Genomic DNA, 16,011 nt, shown 5'->3' on the forward strand with positions numbered 1-16,011 from the left:
CGACCCAGCGAGCCTGACGTTGTCCGAGCGCTACCGGTTCGGCCGCAAGGTGATGGGCTACACCTTCAACGCGCAGGGCCAGCTGGCCAGTTTCACCGACGGCAACGGCAAGACCACCACGCTGGGCAACTACAAGCGCGGCATCCCGCAGGCGATCGGCTACCCGGACGCCACCTCGCAAACGCTCAGCGTGGACGACTTCGGGCAGATCGCCGCGATCACCAACCAGGCCGGCGCGACCACGAGTTACGGCTACGACGCGATCGGCCGCCTGGCCCGGATCGACTACCCGGCCGGCGACGCCGTGGCCTGGGCGCCGAAGACCTTCCAGTACAGCTACGTGGGCCCCGCGCGCGGGGTCAACGGCAACCACTGGGTGCGGATCGTCTACCAGGGCGACCGGTTCCAGCGCACCGACTTCGACGCGATGCTGCGTCCGGTGATGTCCGGCTCGGCGCGGGCCAGCGACCAGGCCTTCTACGTGTCCTCGCGCACCGACTACGACTGGAAGGGGCGCAAGGTGTTCGCGTCCTACCCGGTCGACGGCGCGGTGGACCTAACCAACATCGTCGCCGGCGTGGCGACCGGCTACGACGCCCTGGGCCGGCCGACGAGCTCCACGCAGAGTTCCGAGCTGGGCAACCTGACCACCACCACGCAGTACCTGTCCGGCGCGGCCAAGCGCGTGACCGATCCGAAGGGCAACGTCACCACCACCTGGTACCAGGTCTTCGACCAGCCCGCCTACGACAACGTGGTCAGCGTGCAGGCGCCGGAGAACGTGGTGCAGACCATCGCCCGCGATGTCTATGGCAACCCGCTGTCGATCACCCAGGGCGGCGCCGGCCAGTCGGTCACCAAGACCATGACCTACGACAGCGAGCATCGCCTGTGCCGCACGTGGGAGCCGGAGTCCGGCAGCGAGATCCTGGCTTACGACGGGGCCGACAACCTGGCCTGGAGTGTGTCCGGTGCCTCGTTCAACGGTGCCGGCTGCGGCCAGGACCAGGTCGCCGAGACGGCCCGGACGGTGCGCGCCTACGATGCGATGAACCGGGTCACCTCGGTGGTCTATCCCACCGGCACCGCGCCCAGCACCTTCACCTACGACGCCCTGGGCAACCCGGCCACGGCCACCTCGGGCACGGTGGGCTGGACCTTCGGCCGCAACAAGCTGGGCCTGCTCACCGCCGAGGTGCTGGCGGTGGACGGCTGGCGCTGGGCGCTGGGCTACGGCTACGACCCCAACGGGGCGTTGAGCACCGTGCTGTACCCGGACGGCGAGGTGATGGCCTACAACCCCGACGCGCTGGGCCGGCCGACCACGGTGGGCGGCTACGCCAACGGCATCGCCTACTTCGCCGACGGCGACGTGCGCTCGTACACGCTGGGCAACGGCCGCAGCTACCTGGCGCAGAAGAACGCGCGCAACCTGCTGAGCAACTTCACCTACGGCCAGGGCGCCACGCTGAATGTCAGCGAGGATTTCACCTACGACGGCAACGGCAACGTCAGCCAGATCCTCGACCGGGCGAACGGCCAGCGGACCAAGGGGATGGGCTACGACGGCCTGAACCGCCTGCTCTCGGCCACGGCGAGCAACCTGTGGGGCACGGAGAGCTACACCTACGACACCTTGAACAACATCCGCAGCCTGAGCAACGGCAGCGGCACGAACACTTACGCCTACGACGGTAGCAACCGGCTGACCGCGATCGTCAATGGCGCGACCACGGTGCATGCCTTCGTCTACGACGCGCGCGGCAACACGGTGAACAAGGACGGGCAGGGGCTCACCTTCGACCTGGCCAACCGGTTGACGGCAATCCCGGGCAAGGGCGAGTACACCTACGACGCGGCCGGCCGCCGGGTGAAGAAGGTCACCCCGGCGGGCACCACCTACTACGCGTACAACAGCGCCGGGCAGCTGATGTGGGAGCTGGACCCGGCCACGCGGCTGGGCAGCGCGTACGTCTACCTGGGCAAGAAGCTGGTCGCCAAGGCGACCGAGAACATCGACATCCTCAAACCCGCCCAGGTCAGGACGGCGCTGGCGATCGTCGGCGTGCCGCGCCTCTCGCTCGACGGCACGACCATCGACGTGACCTTGGACATCGCCAACAACGGCACGCGGCCGCTCACGGCCAACAGCCAGTACCCGGTGCAGATGGGGTATCACCTGCTGGACAGCGCCGGCGCCGCGACCCAGCCGGAAGCGGGAGTGAACCTGGCGGCGGACATCCCGGTCGGCGGCCACGGCACGATCACCCTGCATGTCGCCGCGCCCGCGGTGCTGGGCACCGGCAAGCGCATCCGCTTCAGCCTGCTGCAGGCCGGCGTGGGCTGGTTCCAGGACTGGCCGAACAACACGACCGTGGACGCCGGCCCGTACTCGGCCTGCCCCACGGCCGGCACCGGCAACCTCTGCAACAACGTCACCGGCTTGAGCCGCGAGCAGGTCAACGTGACCCTGACGATCACCGCCGCGCCCTCGCTGTCGGCGGACGGGCAGAGCGTGCTGACCACGGTGGACATCGCCAACAACGGCACGGTGACCTTGGCCTCGGCCGCGCCGCATCCGGTGAACCTGGGCAATCATCTGATCGACGCGGCGGGCAACGCCGTGCAGTTCGACGTCACCCGCCAGGGCATCCCGGAGATCGCCCCGGGCCAGCACGCGGCGGTGACGATCGCGACGCCGTCCGCGCTCCTGCTGGGCAATGGGCGCCGGGTGCAGTTCGAGCCGGTGCAGGAGGGTATCGCCTGGTTCCAGAGCTTCGGCTTCACGCCGTTGGTGGCCGGACCGTATGTCACGCTGAGCGGTGCGGGCAGCAGCGCCAACGGCAGCGTCGCGATGAGCTGGCAGCCGATCGCCGGCGCGACGTCCTACACGCTGCGGGAAAGCGTCAACGGCGGTGCGTGGACGACGGTCTCGGCCTCGACGGCGACGAGCTGGTCGGCCAGCGGTCGCGCCACGGGCACCTACGGCTACCAGGTGCAGGCCTGTGCCTCGGGCGGCTGCGCGCCGTTCGGGCCGACCTGGACCGTCAGCGTGCTGCTGCCACCGCCGGTGCCAGGCAGCGCCAGCGCCTCGGCCCCGGTCGCCGGACCGGTGACGTTGAGCTGGGCGGCGAGCGCGACGGCGACGCGTTACGTGGTCATCCAGCAGGTCAACGGCGGGGCCTGGACCACGGTGTACGACGGCGCGGCCACCAGCGCGGCGTTCGGCACGCCGGCCAGCGGCACGTACCAGTACCAGGTGCAGGCCTGCAACAGCAGCGGATGCAGCGGCTATCGGTTGAGCAATGCGGTGGGCATTACCTTGCCACCAACAGCCGCACCGGGAATAGCGGGGGGCGGCACCAGTATCAACGGTGCCTACACGATTAGCTGGGGTGGTGTAGCCAGCGCCACGTCGTACAACGTGTTCGAGAACGTCAACGGAGGGGGCTGGGCGCTGATCGGCAATACGGGAGGCGGCGCCTGGAGCCTGAGTGGCAAGCAGAATGGCACCTATTACTACGCCGTGCAGGCGTGCAACGCAGGGGGATGCGGCCCCTGGAGCGGTCAGGCCGTCGTCACCGTGGCACTACCTCCCACCACGCCATCCGGCGTATCCGGCGGGCGGACAGGGCCTGGCTACAAACGTCAGTACGAGATCCATTGGAACGCGGTCGCCACCACCACGAACTATCAGATCGAACGGAACATTCCGGGAATTGGAACCGACTACCAAGACGCGGGTACGACACCTTCGTCGATTTTCATCGAGGAAACGGGCGAGGTGATAGGCCAGATCAGCATGCGAGTCAGGGCATGTAACGCCAGTGGATGCTCACCGTGGAGTGGCTATGTCTATGCAAGTTTCTGACGACGGGGCACCTGATTTTCGGCCACGGAAGGAGTTGTTCCGCTACCTGAGAAGTTGTTTCAACATTTTCGTATGTATTGTTTTTCTATCGACTAGTCTTAATGTATTTGCGGGGAAAAGCATTTCTTATTTTTATACGGATGAGCAAGGAACGGTGTTGGCTATAACGGATGCCAGTGGTGGGGTGATCGCTTGGCAAGATTACAACCCCTACGGCTCATCGGTCGCGGGTAGCGGAGCTGATGGTCCTGGCTATGCGGGGCATATCGGAGATAGCGAAAGCGGTTTGCTGTACATGCAAGCCCGATACTACGATCCATCACTTTCGAGATTCTTGTCGACTGATCCTGCGGTCTATGAGCCTGGAATGATCAATGGATATGGTCGCTATCAATACGCATCGAGCAATCCGTATCGATTCACCGATCCAACAGGTATGGTTAGCTGCGGCAGTGGCATGAATGCCGCTGGATGTGTCTATCCGGAACCTCGCATCAGAGGTGAAATGCCATCTTCGTCCCCTTTTGCCTTATCTAGCAGCGTCGAGCCGCCAGAGCAGAACAGTGGATGCGACACTTCTGAATGCGACGAGGTTCGGCAAACCCGGACGCATATTATGCGCGACCAAGCAGATGCTTTGGAGAAAGCAGGTGCATTTGGGGCGAAAGAGGGCGCGATGATGATGGCTGGCGGCCTCTTGGGTAAGTTGGTGGGCCGTGTTGCGGGCGCTCTGCGAATTAGCGAGCGTGTCGCAGTGACCTTTGGGCGTAATGAGAATCAGGCATTCCATGCATTCCGACATGTAGAAGAAGCAGGCCTTTCGCGGAAAAGTGTAAGTGATGCTGTTATGACCGACTTGGCGAAAGTTTCAAGGCAAATTCAGTCGGGTCAATTGTACAGGGGAACAGTGCAGGTGGATGGTGTGGAGGTTACGTATAACGCCTTTCGTACTCCGAGTGGTTCAATAAATGTCGGACGCTTAACGACGCCGAGGACTTCACCATGAGAGAACTTACTCCAGCTGAGTGCTCGCTTCTGCGGCACTTGATGGAAAAAGGTGGCTTAAGGCAACCGAGCGAGCGATGGTTGGCAGACGTCAAAGTGGACGACTTGGACGATGGGGGTATGGGAAGTTACGTCATCGTCGAGCCAGCGAATCAGGGACGCGGCCATTTGTTGAGTGAGGTCGAGTTTGACGATAGTGACGGTGTCAAGGTATTGGCGTCGCTATACGTCGATGTGAACGATCATCCCTACGAAGTAGATCTCTGGAAAGTTGATTTTTCCCCCTAGTCACTTTGCCTCTACTTCAACGGGAGGAATAAGGAACAGAGCACCGACGCCGGAAGATCGCTCACTGTGGGCGTGTCTGACGCGGAAAGGAGAGCCGGCTTGCCCCAATCGTTTGACGGATATCTCTCGATGAGCACCCTGTTTCGACAATCGTTGCTGGTAGGTATCTTCGCGTGCGTGGTCTCCTGCGCGTCACTCAGGTCGCATAACCACCAGGACATCAGCAACCTCGTACACGTCTCCGACAATCGGGCACTGAAGAGATTCGACGTCGAACTCGAGAACACGTCAGGAAAGGCTTGGTGCATCGAGGAGGGTTCATGGCCTAACAGCGCTGGGTACCTCGATTCACATAGCCGTGATGTACGGGTCGAGGTAAATGGCCGGATCTTTCCCATCAGGGAAAGGAACCTCGGGTTTTGCCCGTCATCGTGCGATTTCCGCATGGCTGCGGGCGAGGTGATACGGAGCAGTATTCCTTACGAGGAATTTTCCCTGCCTCCATCGGTCGAGGCACTGGATAAGAAATTGGTCATGCGACTCTGGAGTAACTCGTGTCATTAGATCCTGTGTCCCGTCGAAATGATCCGCCGGATCGCACGATGCGACTGAAGGAACTCTTGTCTGGATCAGGGATTGAGGCGATCGATCGGTTCGGCACCCTGCTGCTCGACTACGACGGCAAGCGAATGTACGAACTCGTGTGCGAAACGTCGGCTTCAGCATGAGAGAACTCACTCCAGCCGAGTGTCACTTTGCCCTTGCTTCAACATCGGGACTAAGGGCATGAGGCCACTGACACCAGAAGAGCGCTCCCTGCTGGCGTATCTGATGCGAAAAGGGGGGCTGGTTCGCCCGAGCGCGGCCTGGATGGACGACGTGCGTGTCGAGAACCTGGACGATGAAGGCATCAGGGGCGGCTTCGTCCTCCAGCGGCAGGCGGATCGCGATCATGGCGAATTGATCGCCGACGTCGATTTCACCGATCTGGACGGCGTGCACGTGCTCGCATCGTTATTCGTGGATCGAAACAAGATTCCCTACGAAGTCGATATCTGGAAGACCGACGATACGCCGCTGCTTGCATTGCCGGTGTTCCCAAACTAAGGCGCGGGTCACCCCGCGCTAGCCACCGGAGCATCCACGAACTGCGGAAACCGCGCGCGGATCGCATGACGGATCTGCGGCAGGTCCAGGCCGGCCATGGTCAGCACTTCCTCGCGGCTGCCGTGTTCCAGATAGACGTCCGGAAGACCAAGGTGCTGGATCGGCAACGTGACGCCGTGCGCCGCCAGGCATTCGGCCACGGCCGCGCCGGCGCCGCCGGCGATGGCGTTGTCCTCGATGGTGACGAAGGCCTTGTGAGAGCGCGCGAGTTCGAGGATCAGCTCCTCGTCCAGTGGCTTCACGAAGCGCATGTTCACCAGCGTGGCGTCGACTTCCGCGGCGATGATGGCGGCGGGGGCGAGCATCGTGCCGAACGACAGGATGGCCAGGCCGTGGTGACCTCGGCGGCGCACCTCGGCCTTCCCGATCGGATAGGTTTCCAGCGTCTCGGCCAGTTTCGTTCCGGGGCCGGTGCCGCGCGGATAGCGCACCGCGGCCGGGCCGTTGTACTGGAAGCCGGTGCTGAGCATGGTGCGGCATTCATTCTCGTCGGCCGGCGCCATGATCACCATGTTCGGCAGGCAGCGCATGAACGAGAGATCGAAGCTGCCCGAATGCGTGGCGCCGTCGGGGCCGACCACGCCCGCGCGATCGATGGCGAAGGTGACGTCCAGGTTCTGCAAGGCCACGTCGTGGATCGCCTGGTCGTAGGCGCGCTGCAGGAAGGTGGAGTAGATCGACACCACCGGTTTCGCTCCCTCGACCGCCATGCCCGCCGCCAGCGTCACCGCATGCTGCTCGGCGATCGCCACGTCGAAATAGCGCTGAGGGTATTCCTTCGAGAAGCGGACCAGCCCCGAGCCTTCGCGCATCGCCGGGGTGATGCCGAGCAGGCGCTCGTCGGCCGCCGCCATGTCGCAGAGCCAGTCGCTGAAGATATCGGTATAGGTCGGCTTGGCCGGTGCACCCTTCTTGACCAGGCCGGCGACCGGGTCGAACGGTCCCACCGCGTGGTATTCGATCTGCGCCTTCTCGGCCGGCTCGTAGCCCTTGCCCTTGGTGGTCATCACGTGGATCAGCTGCGGGCCGGGCAGGGCCTTCACCGTCTCCAGCGCGTTCACCAGCTGGGCCATGTTGTGGCCGTCGATGGGGCCGGTGTAGTGAAAGCCCAGTTCCTCGAACAGCGTGGACGGCACGAACATGCCCTTGGCGTGTTCTTCCCAGCGCTTGAAGAAGCGGCCGAAGAAGGATTCGCGCGGCATCGCCTTCTTGGCCCGTTCGCGCCATGCATTGAGCGTGCGGCTGGACATCGCGCGGGCCATCATCTTGGTCATCGCGCCGACGTTTTCGCTGATCGACATGCCGTTGTCGTTGAGGATCACCAGCATGTTCGGCTCGACGTCGCCGCCGTGGTTGAGCGCCTCGAAGGCCATGCCGGCGGTCATCGCGCCGTCGCCGATCACGGCGACCACCTTGCGCGGGTCGCCACGGCGCTGCAGCGCCAGGGCCATGCCCAGCGCGGCGGAGATCGAGGTGGACGAGTGGCCTACGCCGAAGGTGTCGTACTCGCTCTCTTCGCGGCGGGGGAAGGGGGCGAGCCCGTCCTTCTTCTTGATCGTGGTGATCCGGTCGCGCCGGCCGGTGAGGATCTTGTGCGGATAGCACTGGTGGCCGACGTCCCAGACCAGGCGGTCGCGCGGGGTCTCGAACACGTGGTGCAGGGCGACGGTGAGTTCGACCACGCCCAGGCCCGCACCGAAATGACCACCCGACGAGGCCACGGCCTCGATCAGGTAGCGGCGCAATTCATCGGCGATCGCCGGCAGTTCGTCCACCGGAAAGCGCCGGAGGTCCTCCGGCGAATCGATCTGCGCCAGATAAGGGTAGCGGGAGAGGTCGTTCATCCGCCTATTGTTCGCCTCCGGCGGGGCCGGGGCAAGGGACGAGGCGTGAATCCTTGCGGGCGGTTTGGGCCCGGCTCAGGCCGGACGCCGGTCCCGTGGCAGGTGGCTGACCAGGAATTCCATCTGGTCGGCCAGGATATTGCGGTTGGACAGGATCAGGTGTTCGACCCAGCTCGGACGGTAGGGCACGGCCAGCAGGGGCATGTTGGCCTGCTGTGGGGTCCGGTTGCTCTTGCGCAGGTTGCAGGCCAGGCAGGCGCTGACCACGTTCTCCCACTCGTCGGCACCCTTCTTGGACAACGGCACCACGTGGTCGCGGGTCAGTTCGTGACGCGTGTACTGGTGGCCGCAATAGAGGCAGATGTGCCGGTCGCGGGCGAAGAGGGCGGTGTTGGTGAGGGCGGGAGCGGGATCGATCGCGTGTTCGCGGCAGTGGCCCGTGCTGGCCACGATCGGGTGGAGTTCCAGGCTGCTGCGCAGGCCGCTGGTCCGGTTGATGCCGCCATGGACGGTGACGCAGGGGTCGCCCAGGGTCCAGGCCACCACGCCGCGTACATAGAGGCAGACCGCATCCTGCCAACTGATCCAGTCCAGGATGCGACCCGCCGCATCGAGGGAAAGCACCCGCGTCGCATGCAGCGCGGACACCCTCGGCAGGTCCTCTTGGAGCACTTCCATCGTCATCGTGTCTCGTCCTTCACATAAGCGAAAGAGCGTTCCAGCAAGCCGAACTCCGTGCGGATCGACCATCCGATCCTCGGCCTCGCAAGGCCTTCGACCCGAGCATAGCCGATAATTGCGACAGAAAAGCACCCCCCGGTACGCTTCTTGCGGGGGCTTTTCCTGTCATTGACCGCTGTTATAGTGGGCGTTCGCATTCGAGCGCCCGGCGGGTTTGGAAGGGGGGCCGGGGTGGCTTCCCAGGTCCGGCGGGTCCATGAGGGTTACACAGTGGCAGAAGTGCTTTTCTACGAGCGTCCGGTTCCCCTGAACCGTACCGCCCACCGCGACCTGCGTCTGAAGGCCGTGAACAACATCCGTTTCGCCGCCACCGCGCACTCCGTGCCGCTGACGGGCGTGGAGTTCGCGCCGGCCGCGCGCGATTTCCCGATCCTGTTCGCCGGAAACACGATGGAAGAGGCGGGCCCCATGGCCTTGCTCGGCTTGCGCCAGGGCGAGAACCTGCTGGTCGGCGATAACGGTTTCTGGGAGCAGGGCATCTATGTGCCGGCTTTCGTCCGCCGTTACCCGTTCGTGCTGGCCGAGAAGCCGGCCGGTGCCGAGGGCGACGACTTCACCGTCTTCCTCGACGAGGCCTATGAAGGCTTCAACGACAGCGAAGGCGAGCGCCTCTTCAATGAAGACGGCACCGACGCGCCGGCCCTGACCAATGCCGTGAACTTCCTGGGCGAGTTCCAGGACCACGTCGCGCGCACGCAGTGGTTCATGGGCAAGCTGCGCGAACACGGCCTGCTCGAGCCGCGCACCATCACGCTGCAGAAGGAAGGCAAGGGCATCAACCTCAACGGCCTCTTCGTGATCAACGAGGAAAAGCTTCGCAGCCTCGACGAGAAGACCGCCCACGAGTTCCTGCGCGAAGGCGCACTGGGCTGGATCTACGCGCATCTCGTGTCGCTGGCCAACATCGATCGCATGGCGGCTCGCCTGGATGCGCGCGAGCGCCTGGAAGAGACCACCGCGAAGGCCTGACCGGCTCTCGTTCGGATCGATCGGAGAGGGCCGCCTTCGGGCGGCCTTTTTTTGTGGGCAGGAAATCCTTGGTGGGAGCCGACCTTGTCGGCGATGGGTGCTTGCCTCAATCTGGCCCGCTGCCGCGGGATCGCCGACAAGGTCGGCTCCCACCATGTTGCGTCGACCTGGCTTGCCGCCGCGGGATCGCCGACAGGGTCGGCCCCACCAGGGTTGGGTGTTTCGTCAGCGAACGGGTTTCGCCATGCGCATGAGGTCGGTGTCGAAACCGTGTTTCATGTACATGTCACGGGCGCGCTCGTTGCCGGGAAAGACCGCCAGCGTCACGAACTGGCAGCGATGTTCCTTGGCCCAGGCGTAGGCATGGTCGAGCAGGAACTTGCCGGCCCCGGCACCCTCGTAGGCCTCGGCGACCGCGATGTCCGAGATGTGGCAGTTGTCGCGATGGGTGAAGAAGTCCTTCGTCTTCTGGAGGTGCACGAATCCCACGGGTTCGCCGTCCTCGTTCTCGGCGACGAAGATGTAGCTGTTCGAAGGTTGCTCGTCGAGGTGCTTCACCAGGTCCGCCTCGATGCCCTTCAGGCAATCGCTGCGGCTGCGCCCGTTAGGCAGGGGGAAGTCGACGAAACGCGGGACCAGGCCAAGGATGAACTCGTCGTCGTCGCTCTCGGCGAGACGTATCAGGAACGTGGCGTCGCTCATCGTATCTGGCACCGTCGTGGCGAAAGGTCCGGGCGGAAGCCTTTTTCTACACCTTCACGGATGCGGGGGAAAGCCCCGCGAGGTTGTAGGCGTGCCTTTGTGGGAGCCGATTCATCGGCGATGGGTGCTTGCTCCGGACTCGCCCGCTGCCGTGGGATCGCCGACAGAGTCGGCTCCCACCAGGTCGGCTCCCACCAGGTCGGCTCCCACCAGTCCGGTCAGCGGGCGGTGCGGTCAAAGAACCTCGGGCAATGTCGCCACGCCCGCCTCGATCGCGGCCTTGTGCACGTGGATGCGTGGCAGGATGCGGGTGAAGTAGAACGTCGCGGTGTCGCGCTTGGCTTGCTTCGCGTCGGCGGAAAGGGCGGAGCCACCTGCCGCCAGCACGCTCTTCGCCCAGAAGTAGGCAAGGGTCACGTAGCCGGAGAAGTACAGGTAGTCGACGGCGGCGGCGCCGAGTTCCTCCGGATTGGCCTGTGCGCTCTGCGCGATGGCCTGGGTCAGGTCGCCCCAGGCCTTGGTCGCCACGGCCAACGGCCCGACGAAGGCCTTGATGTCCTCGTTGGCCTGGTTCGCCTGGCAGAACGCGGAGATCTCGCCGAGGAAATGCTTCAGGCCGGCGCCCTGCAGTTGCATGATCTTCCGGCCGAGCAGGTCCAGCGCCTGGATCTGCGTGGTGCCCTCGTAGAGCGTGATGATGCGGGCGTCGCGGACGAACTGCTCCATGCCGTGCTCGGCGATGTAGCCGTGGCCACCGAAGATCTGCAGCGCCTCCTTGGTGCATTCCTGGGCGGCCTCGGTGAGCAGGCCCTTGGCGATCGGGATGAGGAAGGACAGCAGTTCGCCGGCCGCCTTGCGCGCCTGGGGATCGGTGTCGCGAGCCTCGATGTCGCTCTGCAAGGCCGCGTAAGTGGCGAGCACGCGTCCGGCTTCGACGAAGGCGCGCTGGGTCAGCAGCATGCGGCGCACATCCGGATGCACGGTGAGCGGATCGGCCGGTTTCTCCGGCAGCTTCGGTCCCGACAACGCACGCATCTGCAGGCGCTCGCGCGCATAGGCGAGGCTGTTCTGCAAAGCGCGCTCGGCCAGGCCGAGGCCCTGGATGCCGACGGCCAGGCGTGCCGCGTTCATCATGGTGAACATCGCCACGAGGCCCTTGTGTGCCGGGCCGACCAGCCAGCCTTCCGCCTCGTCGAAATTCATCACGCAGGTGGCGGAGCCCTTGATGCCCATCTTGTGTTCGATGGCACCGGCGGCGACGGCATTGCGCTCGCCCATGGAGCCGTCCTTGTTCACCTTGAACTTCGGCACGACCAGCATCGAGATGCCGCGACTGCCCTCGGGCGCATCCGGCAAGCGCGCGAGCACGAGATGGACGATGTTCTCGGCGAAATCGTGCTCGCCGGCGCTGATGAAGATCTTGGTGCCGGTGACACGGTAGCTGCCGTCGGCGTTCGGTTCGGCGCGCGTCTTCAGCAGGCCGAGGTCGGAACCCGCCTGCGGTTCGGTGAGGCACATGGTGCCGGTCCAGCGGCCGTCGACGAGGGGCTTGAGGAAGACCTCCTGCTGCCACTCGTCCCCGTGATGCTCCAGGGCGCTGGTGGCACCGTGGGAGAGCAGGGGATAGATGCCCCAGGCGAGGTTCGCCGAGTCGATCATTTCCTTGGTCAGCGTGCCGAGGACGGCGGGCAACGCCTGCCCACCGAACTTCTCGTGCGCGGTGAGGCCGGCCCAGCCGCCCTCCGCGTACTGCCGATAGGCTTCCTTGAACCCCTTCGGCGTGGTGACGGTGCGCGTGGCCTTGTCGAAATGGCAACCTTCCTCGTCGCCCGGTGCGTTCAACGGCGCCAGTACCTGTTCATTGAACCGGGCCGCTTCATCGAGCACGGCATCGAGCAGGTCGCGCGTATGCCCTTCGCCACCCTCGAGGCGAGCGAGCACGGCTTCGGCGCCGAGCACGTCGTAGAGCGCGAAGCGCATGTCGTCGAGGGGTGCTTTGTAAATCGTCATGCGGATGATCCTGGGTCAGGGCGAACGGTAGGTATCGGGGATGCCCGGCACGGGCGAAAGCCAGTTCTTGCCGTGGACGGGGAAGGATCGCGACGCGTCTTCCTTCTCCGGAGTGGCGCTGACCCGGCCATCGATGCTGTAGGGGAGGGCGCCGGAACTGCCCTTGGCGGCCAGTTCGGCGAGAGCCTTCGACATCTCGGCGGTCGGCAACAGGTCGATCGTCGCGACGTCGGCGGCGAACGAGGGGATGTCCTGGTCGATCTTCGCGTCGAGCAGCACGCCGCCGAGCTCACCGACGCGCAGCGTGCCCTGGAAGGTCTCGAAGGACATTCCGCCGTAGCTGTTGTTGCGTATGCGCAAGGTCATGTGCCACACCCCGCCGGGCTTGGCCGTGACCTCCTGGAGGGTGACGGAGGGCGGAAACACGCTCTTCCTGGCGGGCCCGCAAGCGGCCAGCAGGGCCACGCAAGCGAGCAGGGCGGAACGGATGAAAGGACGGCGGACGATCGAGATCATTCCCTGGGCTTCCGGCAAGGGGAGTCGAACAGCTGTTCGATGGTAGCGCCGCCCGGGCCGTGCGCGCGAGACGTGCGTTTCAAACGCGGTTCCCAAGCGGCTGGCGAGCAGGCATCATCAGCGATTATCTCCGAGACTTCGATTTCCCCATGACCCGACGCATCGCCGCACGACGTTCGCCCATCCACGGAAACGGCGTCTTCGCCACCGCCCCGATCAAGGCCGGCGAAGAGATCATCGAATACAAGGGCGACCGCATCACCCACGCGCAGGCCGACAAGCGTTACGGCGACGGCGGTGAAACCGGGCATACCTTCCTGTTCACCCTCAACGAACGCTTCATCGTCGACGGCAACAGCCATGGCAACACCGCGCGCTGGATCAACCACAGCTGCGATCCGAACTGCCAGGCGCTGATCGAGGAAGCCGTGGAAGGCAAGCCGTCGAAGAACGACCGCGTGCTGATCGAGGCCATTCGCGATATCGCGCCGGGTGAGGAACTCACCTACGACTACGGCATCACGCTCGACATGCCGCATACGGCGCGGTTGAAGAAGGTATGGGGCTGTCGCTGCGGTTCGTCCAAGTGCATCGGCACCATGTTGAAGCCGAAGCGCAAGACGGCCTGACGGCCAATCGCCGACAGGGTCGGCTCCCACCAGGCCTGTGGGATCCCGGTGGGAGCCGACCCTGTCGGCGATTCAGCCCGCCCCAGTTCCCGGGCCAGGCTCAGTCCTCCTCCACCTTCGGCTTCCACGCCTCGGCCAGCTTCTTCTGCACCCCCGGCGGAACGGTGTCGTAGTGACTGAAGGCCATCGCATAGCGCCCCTGGCCTCCGGTCATGGCCTTGAGCTGGGTCGGGTAGTCGACGAGTTCCGCCAGCGGCACGCGGGCCTTGATCAGCGTCTCGCTGCCGCGTAGCGAATCGGTGCCCATGATCTGCGCCCGTCGCGAGGCGAGGCCGCCGGTCACGTCGCCCACGTAGTGATCGGGAATCGACACCTCCAGGTCCACCAGCGGTTCCAGTACCAGCGGCCGCGCGCGGGAGACGGCATCGAGGAAGGCCTTGCGGCCTGCGCTGATGAAGGCGACCTCCTTGGAATCCACCGGATGGTGCTTGCCGTCGTAGACGATCACGCGAACATCCTGGATGGGATATCCCGCGATCGCGCCATGATCCAAGGCCTGGCGGACGCCTTTCTCGATCGCCGGCATGAACTGCCCCGGTATGACGCCGCCCTTGGTCTGGTCGTCGAAGACGAAACCCGCGCCACGATCCAGCGGTTCCACGCGCAGGAACACCTCGCCGAACTGGCCCGCGCCGCCGGTCTGTTTCTTGTGGCGGTGGTGGCCTTCCGCCGCCGCACCGATGGTTTCGCGATACGCGATGCGCGGTGGATGCGTGATGACATCGACGTCGTAGCGCGCCTTCATCCTTTCGAGCATGAGTTTCAGGTGCAGGTCGGAAAGACCCCGCACCACGGTCTCGTTGAGTTCCTTGTGATGCTCCACGCGAAAGCAGGGATCTTCCTCCGCCAGCTTGCCCAGGGCCTGCGACAGCTTCTGTTCCTGGCCCTTGTGCGCGGGCTCCACGGCAAGGCCGTACATCGGCGCGGGAAAGGCGGCCGGTTCGAGGTGGATGCGTCCTTCGTCCGACGCATCGTGCAGCACGGCGTCGAAGTGGATATCGTCGATCTTGGCCACGGCCGCGATGTCTCCCGGCAACGCTTCGTCGATCTCGACGTGTTCGCGGCCTTTCAGGCGAAACAGGTGGGCCACCTTGAACGGCTTGCGCCCGTCGTCGACGAACAGCGACGAGTCCTTGCGCACGCAGCCTTGCCATACACGGAAGACACCGAGCTTGCCGACGAAGGGATCGTTGACGATCTTGAACACGTCGGCGATGACATGGCGTGCCGGATCGGCGGTCACGTCGAAGGGTTTGTCGTTCGCGTCCAGGAACGGGGGCGGGTTCGTCTCGCTGGGGCAGGGCAGGATCCTTTCGACCAGGTCCAGTAACTCGACGACACCGACGCCGTCGCGAGCGCTGGTGAACACGATGGGCACGAGATGCCCGTCACGAAGGCAATGTTCGAGCGCGGCGCGGATCTCCGCCGCCGACAAGGCGGATTCGCCGGCTTCCAGGTAGTGTTCCATCACCTCGTCGTCGATCTCCACGACCTGGTCGATGATTCGCCGGTGAGCTTCGCCGGGGGAGGAAAAATCGGTGTCGCCCGCGGTCTGGAAGAAGGCGTCGCGGACGGAATGTCCCTTCGACGCGGGAAGATTGAGGGGGAGGCATTCGTTGCCGAACTCCTCGCGCAGGTCGTCGACCAGCGCGGCGAGGTCCACGCCATCCGCATCGATGCGGTTCACGACGACGATGCGGGCGATGCCGCGTTGCTTCGCATGGGCCATCATCGAGCGCGTGCCATGCTCGATGCCATTCGCGGCATTGACGACGATCGCGACGGTGTCGGCGGCGGCGAGCGCGGCTAGGGCGGGGCCACGGAAGTCGGCATAACCGGGCGTATCGAGCAGGTGGATGCGATAGCCGTTGCGCTCGATGGAGGCGATGGACGCGTCGATCGAATGACCGCGGGCCTTCTCCATCGGATCGGTGTCGGAAACGGTACTGCCACGTTCGACGCTGCCCATGCCGGTCAGCGCGCCGCCGGCGTGGAGCATCGCTTCGAACAAGGTGGTCTTGCCGGCTCCGGCGTGGCCGGCAAGGGCCAGGCTGCGGATGTGTTCCGTGGATGGCGACACGATGCGTCCCTCCTTCGGTGTGTCCGGGTGTCCCGGACGGCATGGCGGTGATTCGGGGCAGGGCCCGGACCCAAGCCTTCTCCTTCCCCGCCCCGGAATCAAGTGGCGTCGGGAATCTTCCGGGGTGCC

General features: G+C 64.7%; 13 protein-coding genes. 7 read left to right on the top strand and 6 right to left on the bottom strand.

Annotation, left to right across the window (positions count from 1 at the left end):
* From ACR9Y6_RS00005 to ACR9Y6_RS00025, 5 genes are all read left to right on the top strand, one after another.
* Positions 1-3,871: fibronectin type III domain-containing protein (locus ACR9Y6_RS00005; RefSeq protein ID WP_481279456.1), on the top strand; the 3,871-nt coding region annotated here is incomplete at its 5' end.
* On the top strand, positions 3,852-4,877 hold the full coding sequence (locus ACR9Y6_RS00010) for an RHS repeat domain-containing protein (RefSeq protein ID WP_481279457.1): 1,026 nt from the start codon (positions 3,852-3,854) through the stop codon (positions 4,875-4,877). The genes ACR9Y6_RS00005 and ACR9Y6_RS00010, both read left to right, overlap by 20 nt.
* Positions 4,874-5,164 (top strand): DUF6984 family protein, encoded by a 291-nt coding sequence (locus tag ACR9Y6_RS00015; RefSeq protein ID WP_481279458.1) that lies wholly within the window; start codon positions 4,874-4,876, stop codon positions 5,162-5,164. The genes ACR9Y6_RS00010 and ACR9Y6_RS00015 overlap by 4 nt, the downstream gene beginning before the upstream one ends.
* Before the next feature lie 602 nt (positions 5,165-5,766).
* Positions 5,767-5,892 carry a hypothetical protein gene (locus tag ACR9Y6_RS00020; protein WP_481279459.1) on the top strand — a complete coding sequence of 42 codons (126 nt, stop codon included), beginning with the start codon at positions 5,767-5,769 and terminating at the stop codon, positions 5,890-5,892.
* Positions 5,893-5,950: 58 nt separating this feature from the next.
* Entirely contained in the window at positions 5,951-6,271 is a 321-nt protein-coding gene (locus ACR9Y6_RS00025; RefSeq protein ID WP_481279460.1) for a DUF6984 family protein, read from the top strand.
* 8 nt (positions 6,272-6,279) lie between these two features.
* Here ACR9Y6_RS00025 and dxs read toward each other — a convergent pair whose 3' ends face one another.
* Positions 6,280-8,175 carry a 1-deoxy-D-xylulose-5-phosphate synthase gene (gene dxs / locus ACR9Y6_RS00030; protein ID WP_481279461.1) on the bottom strand — a complete coding sequence of 632 codons (1,896 nt, stop codon included), beginning with the start codon at positions 8,173-8,175 and terminating at the stop codon, positions 6,280-6,282.
* 75 nt (positions 8,176-8,250) lie between these two features.
* A complete protein-coding gene (locus ACR9Y6_RS00035; RefSeq protein WP_426285494.1) occupies positions 8,251-8,853 on the bottom strand; it encodes an HNH endonuclease in 603 nt (200 codons plus the stop codon).
* Between the two features lie 273 nt (positions 8,854-9,126).
* Between ACR9Y6_RS00035 and ACR9Y6_RS00040 the strand changes: the two genes are divergently transcribed.
* Positions 9,127-9,885, top strand: coding sequence for a SapC family protein (locus ACR9Y6_RS00040; RefSeq protein ID WP_481279462.1), 759 nt, complete (start codon positions 9,127-9,129; stop codon positions 9,883-9,885).
* Between the two features lie 225 nt (positions 9,886-10,110).
* On the opposite strand, the gene ACR9Y6_RS00045 is transcribed toward ACR9Y6_RS00040, so the two are convergent.
* The 3 genes from ACR9Y6_RS00045 to ACR9Y6_RS00055 form a co-directional block, all read right to left on the bottom strand.
* The gene (locus ACR9Y6_RS00045) at positions 10,111-10,587 is read right to left on the bottom strand and encodes a GNAT family N-acetyltransferase (RefSeq protein ID WP_481279463.1); all 477 of its coding nucleotides are present in this window, start codon (positions 10,585-10,587) and stop codon (positions 10,111-10,113) included.
* Positions 10,588-10,821: 234 nt separating this feature from the next.
* Positions 10,822-12,597, bottom strand: a complete 1,776-nt coding sequence (locus tag ACR9Y6_RS00050) for an acyl-CoA dehydrogenase C-terminal domain-containing protein (protein ID WP_481279464.1) — start codon at positions 12,595-12,597, stop codon at positions 10,822-10,824.
* 15 nt (positions 12,598-12,612) lie between these two features.
* Positions 12,613-13,113, bottom strand: a complete 501-nt coding sequence (locus ACR9Y6_RS00055) for a hypothetical protein (RefSeq protein WP_481279465.1) — start codon at positions 13,111-13,113, stop codon at positions 12,613-12,615.
* Between the two features lie 149 nt (positions 13,114-13,262).
* Here ACR9Y6_RS00055 and ACR9Y6_RS00060 point away from each other — a divergent pair, with 149 nt between their 5' ends.
* On the top strand, positions 13,263-13,742 hold the full coding sequence (locus ACR9Y6_RS00060) for an SET domain-containing protein (protein ID WP_306849642.1): 480 nt from the start codon (positions 13,263-13,265) through the stop codon (positions 13,740-13,742).
* Between the two features lie 100 nt (positions 13,743-13,842).
* Here the strand turns inward: ACR9Y6_RS00060 and fusA are convergent, their stop codons facing one another.
* Positions 13,843-15,882: an elongation factor G gene (fusA, locus tag ACR9Y6_RS00065; protein ID WP_481279466.1), complete on the bottom strand. Its 2,040-nt coding sequence runs from the start codon at positions 15,880-15,882 to the stop codon at positions 13,843-13,845.
* Positions 15,883-16,011: the final 129 nt, after the last annotated feature.

The sequence above is a fragment of the Luteibacter sp. TLI7-4A genome, from assembly GCF_056754745.1.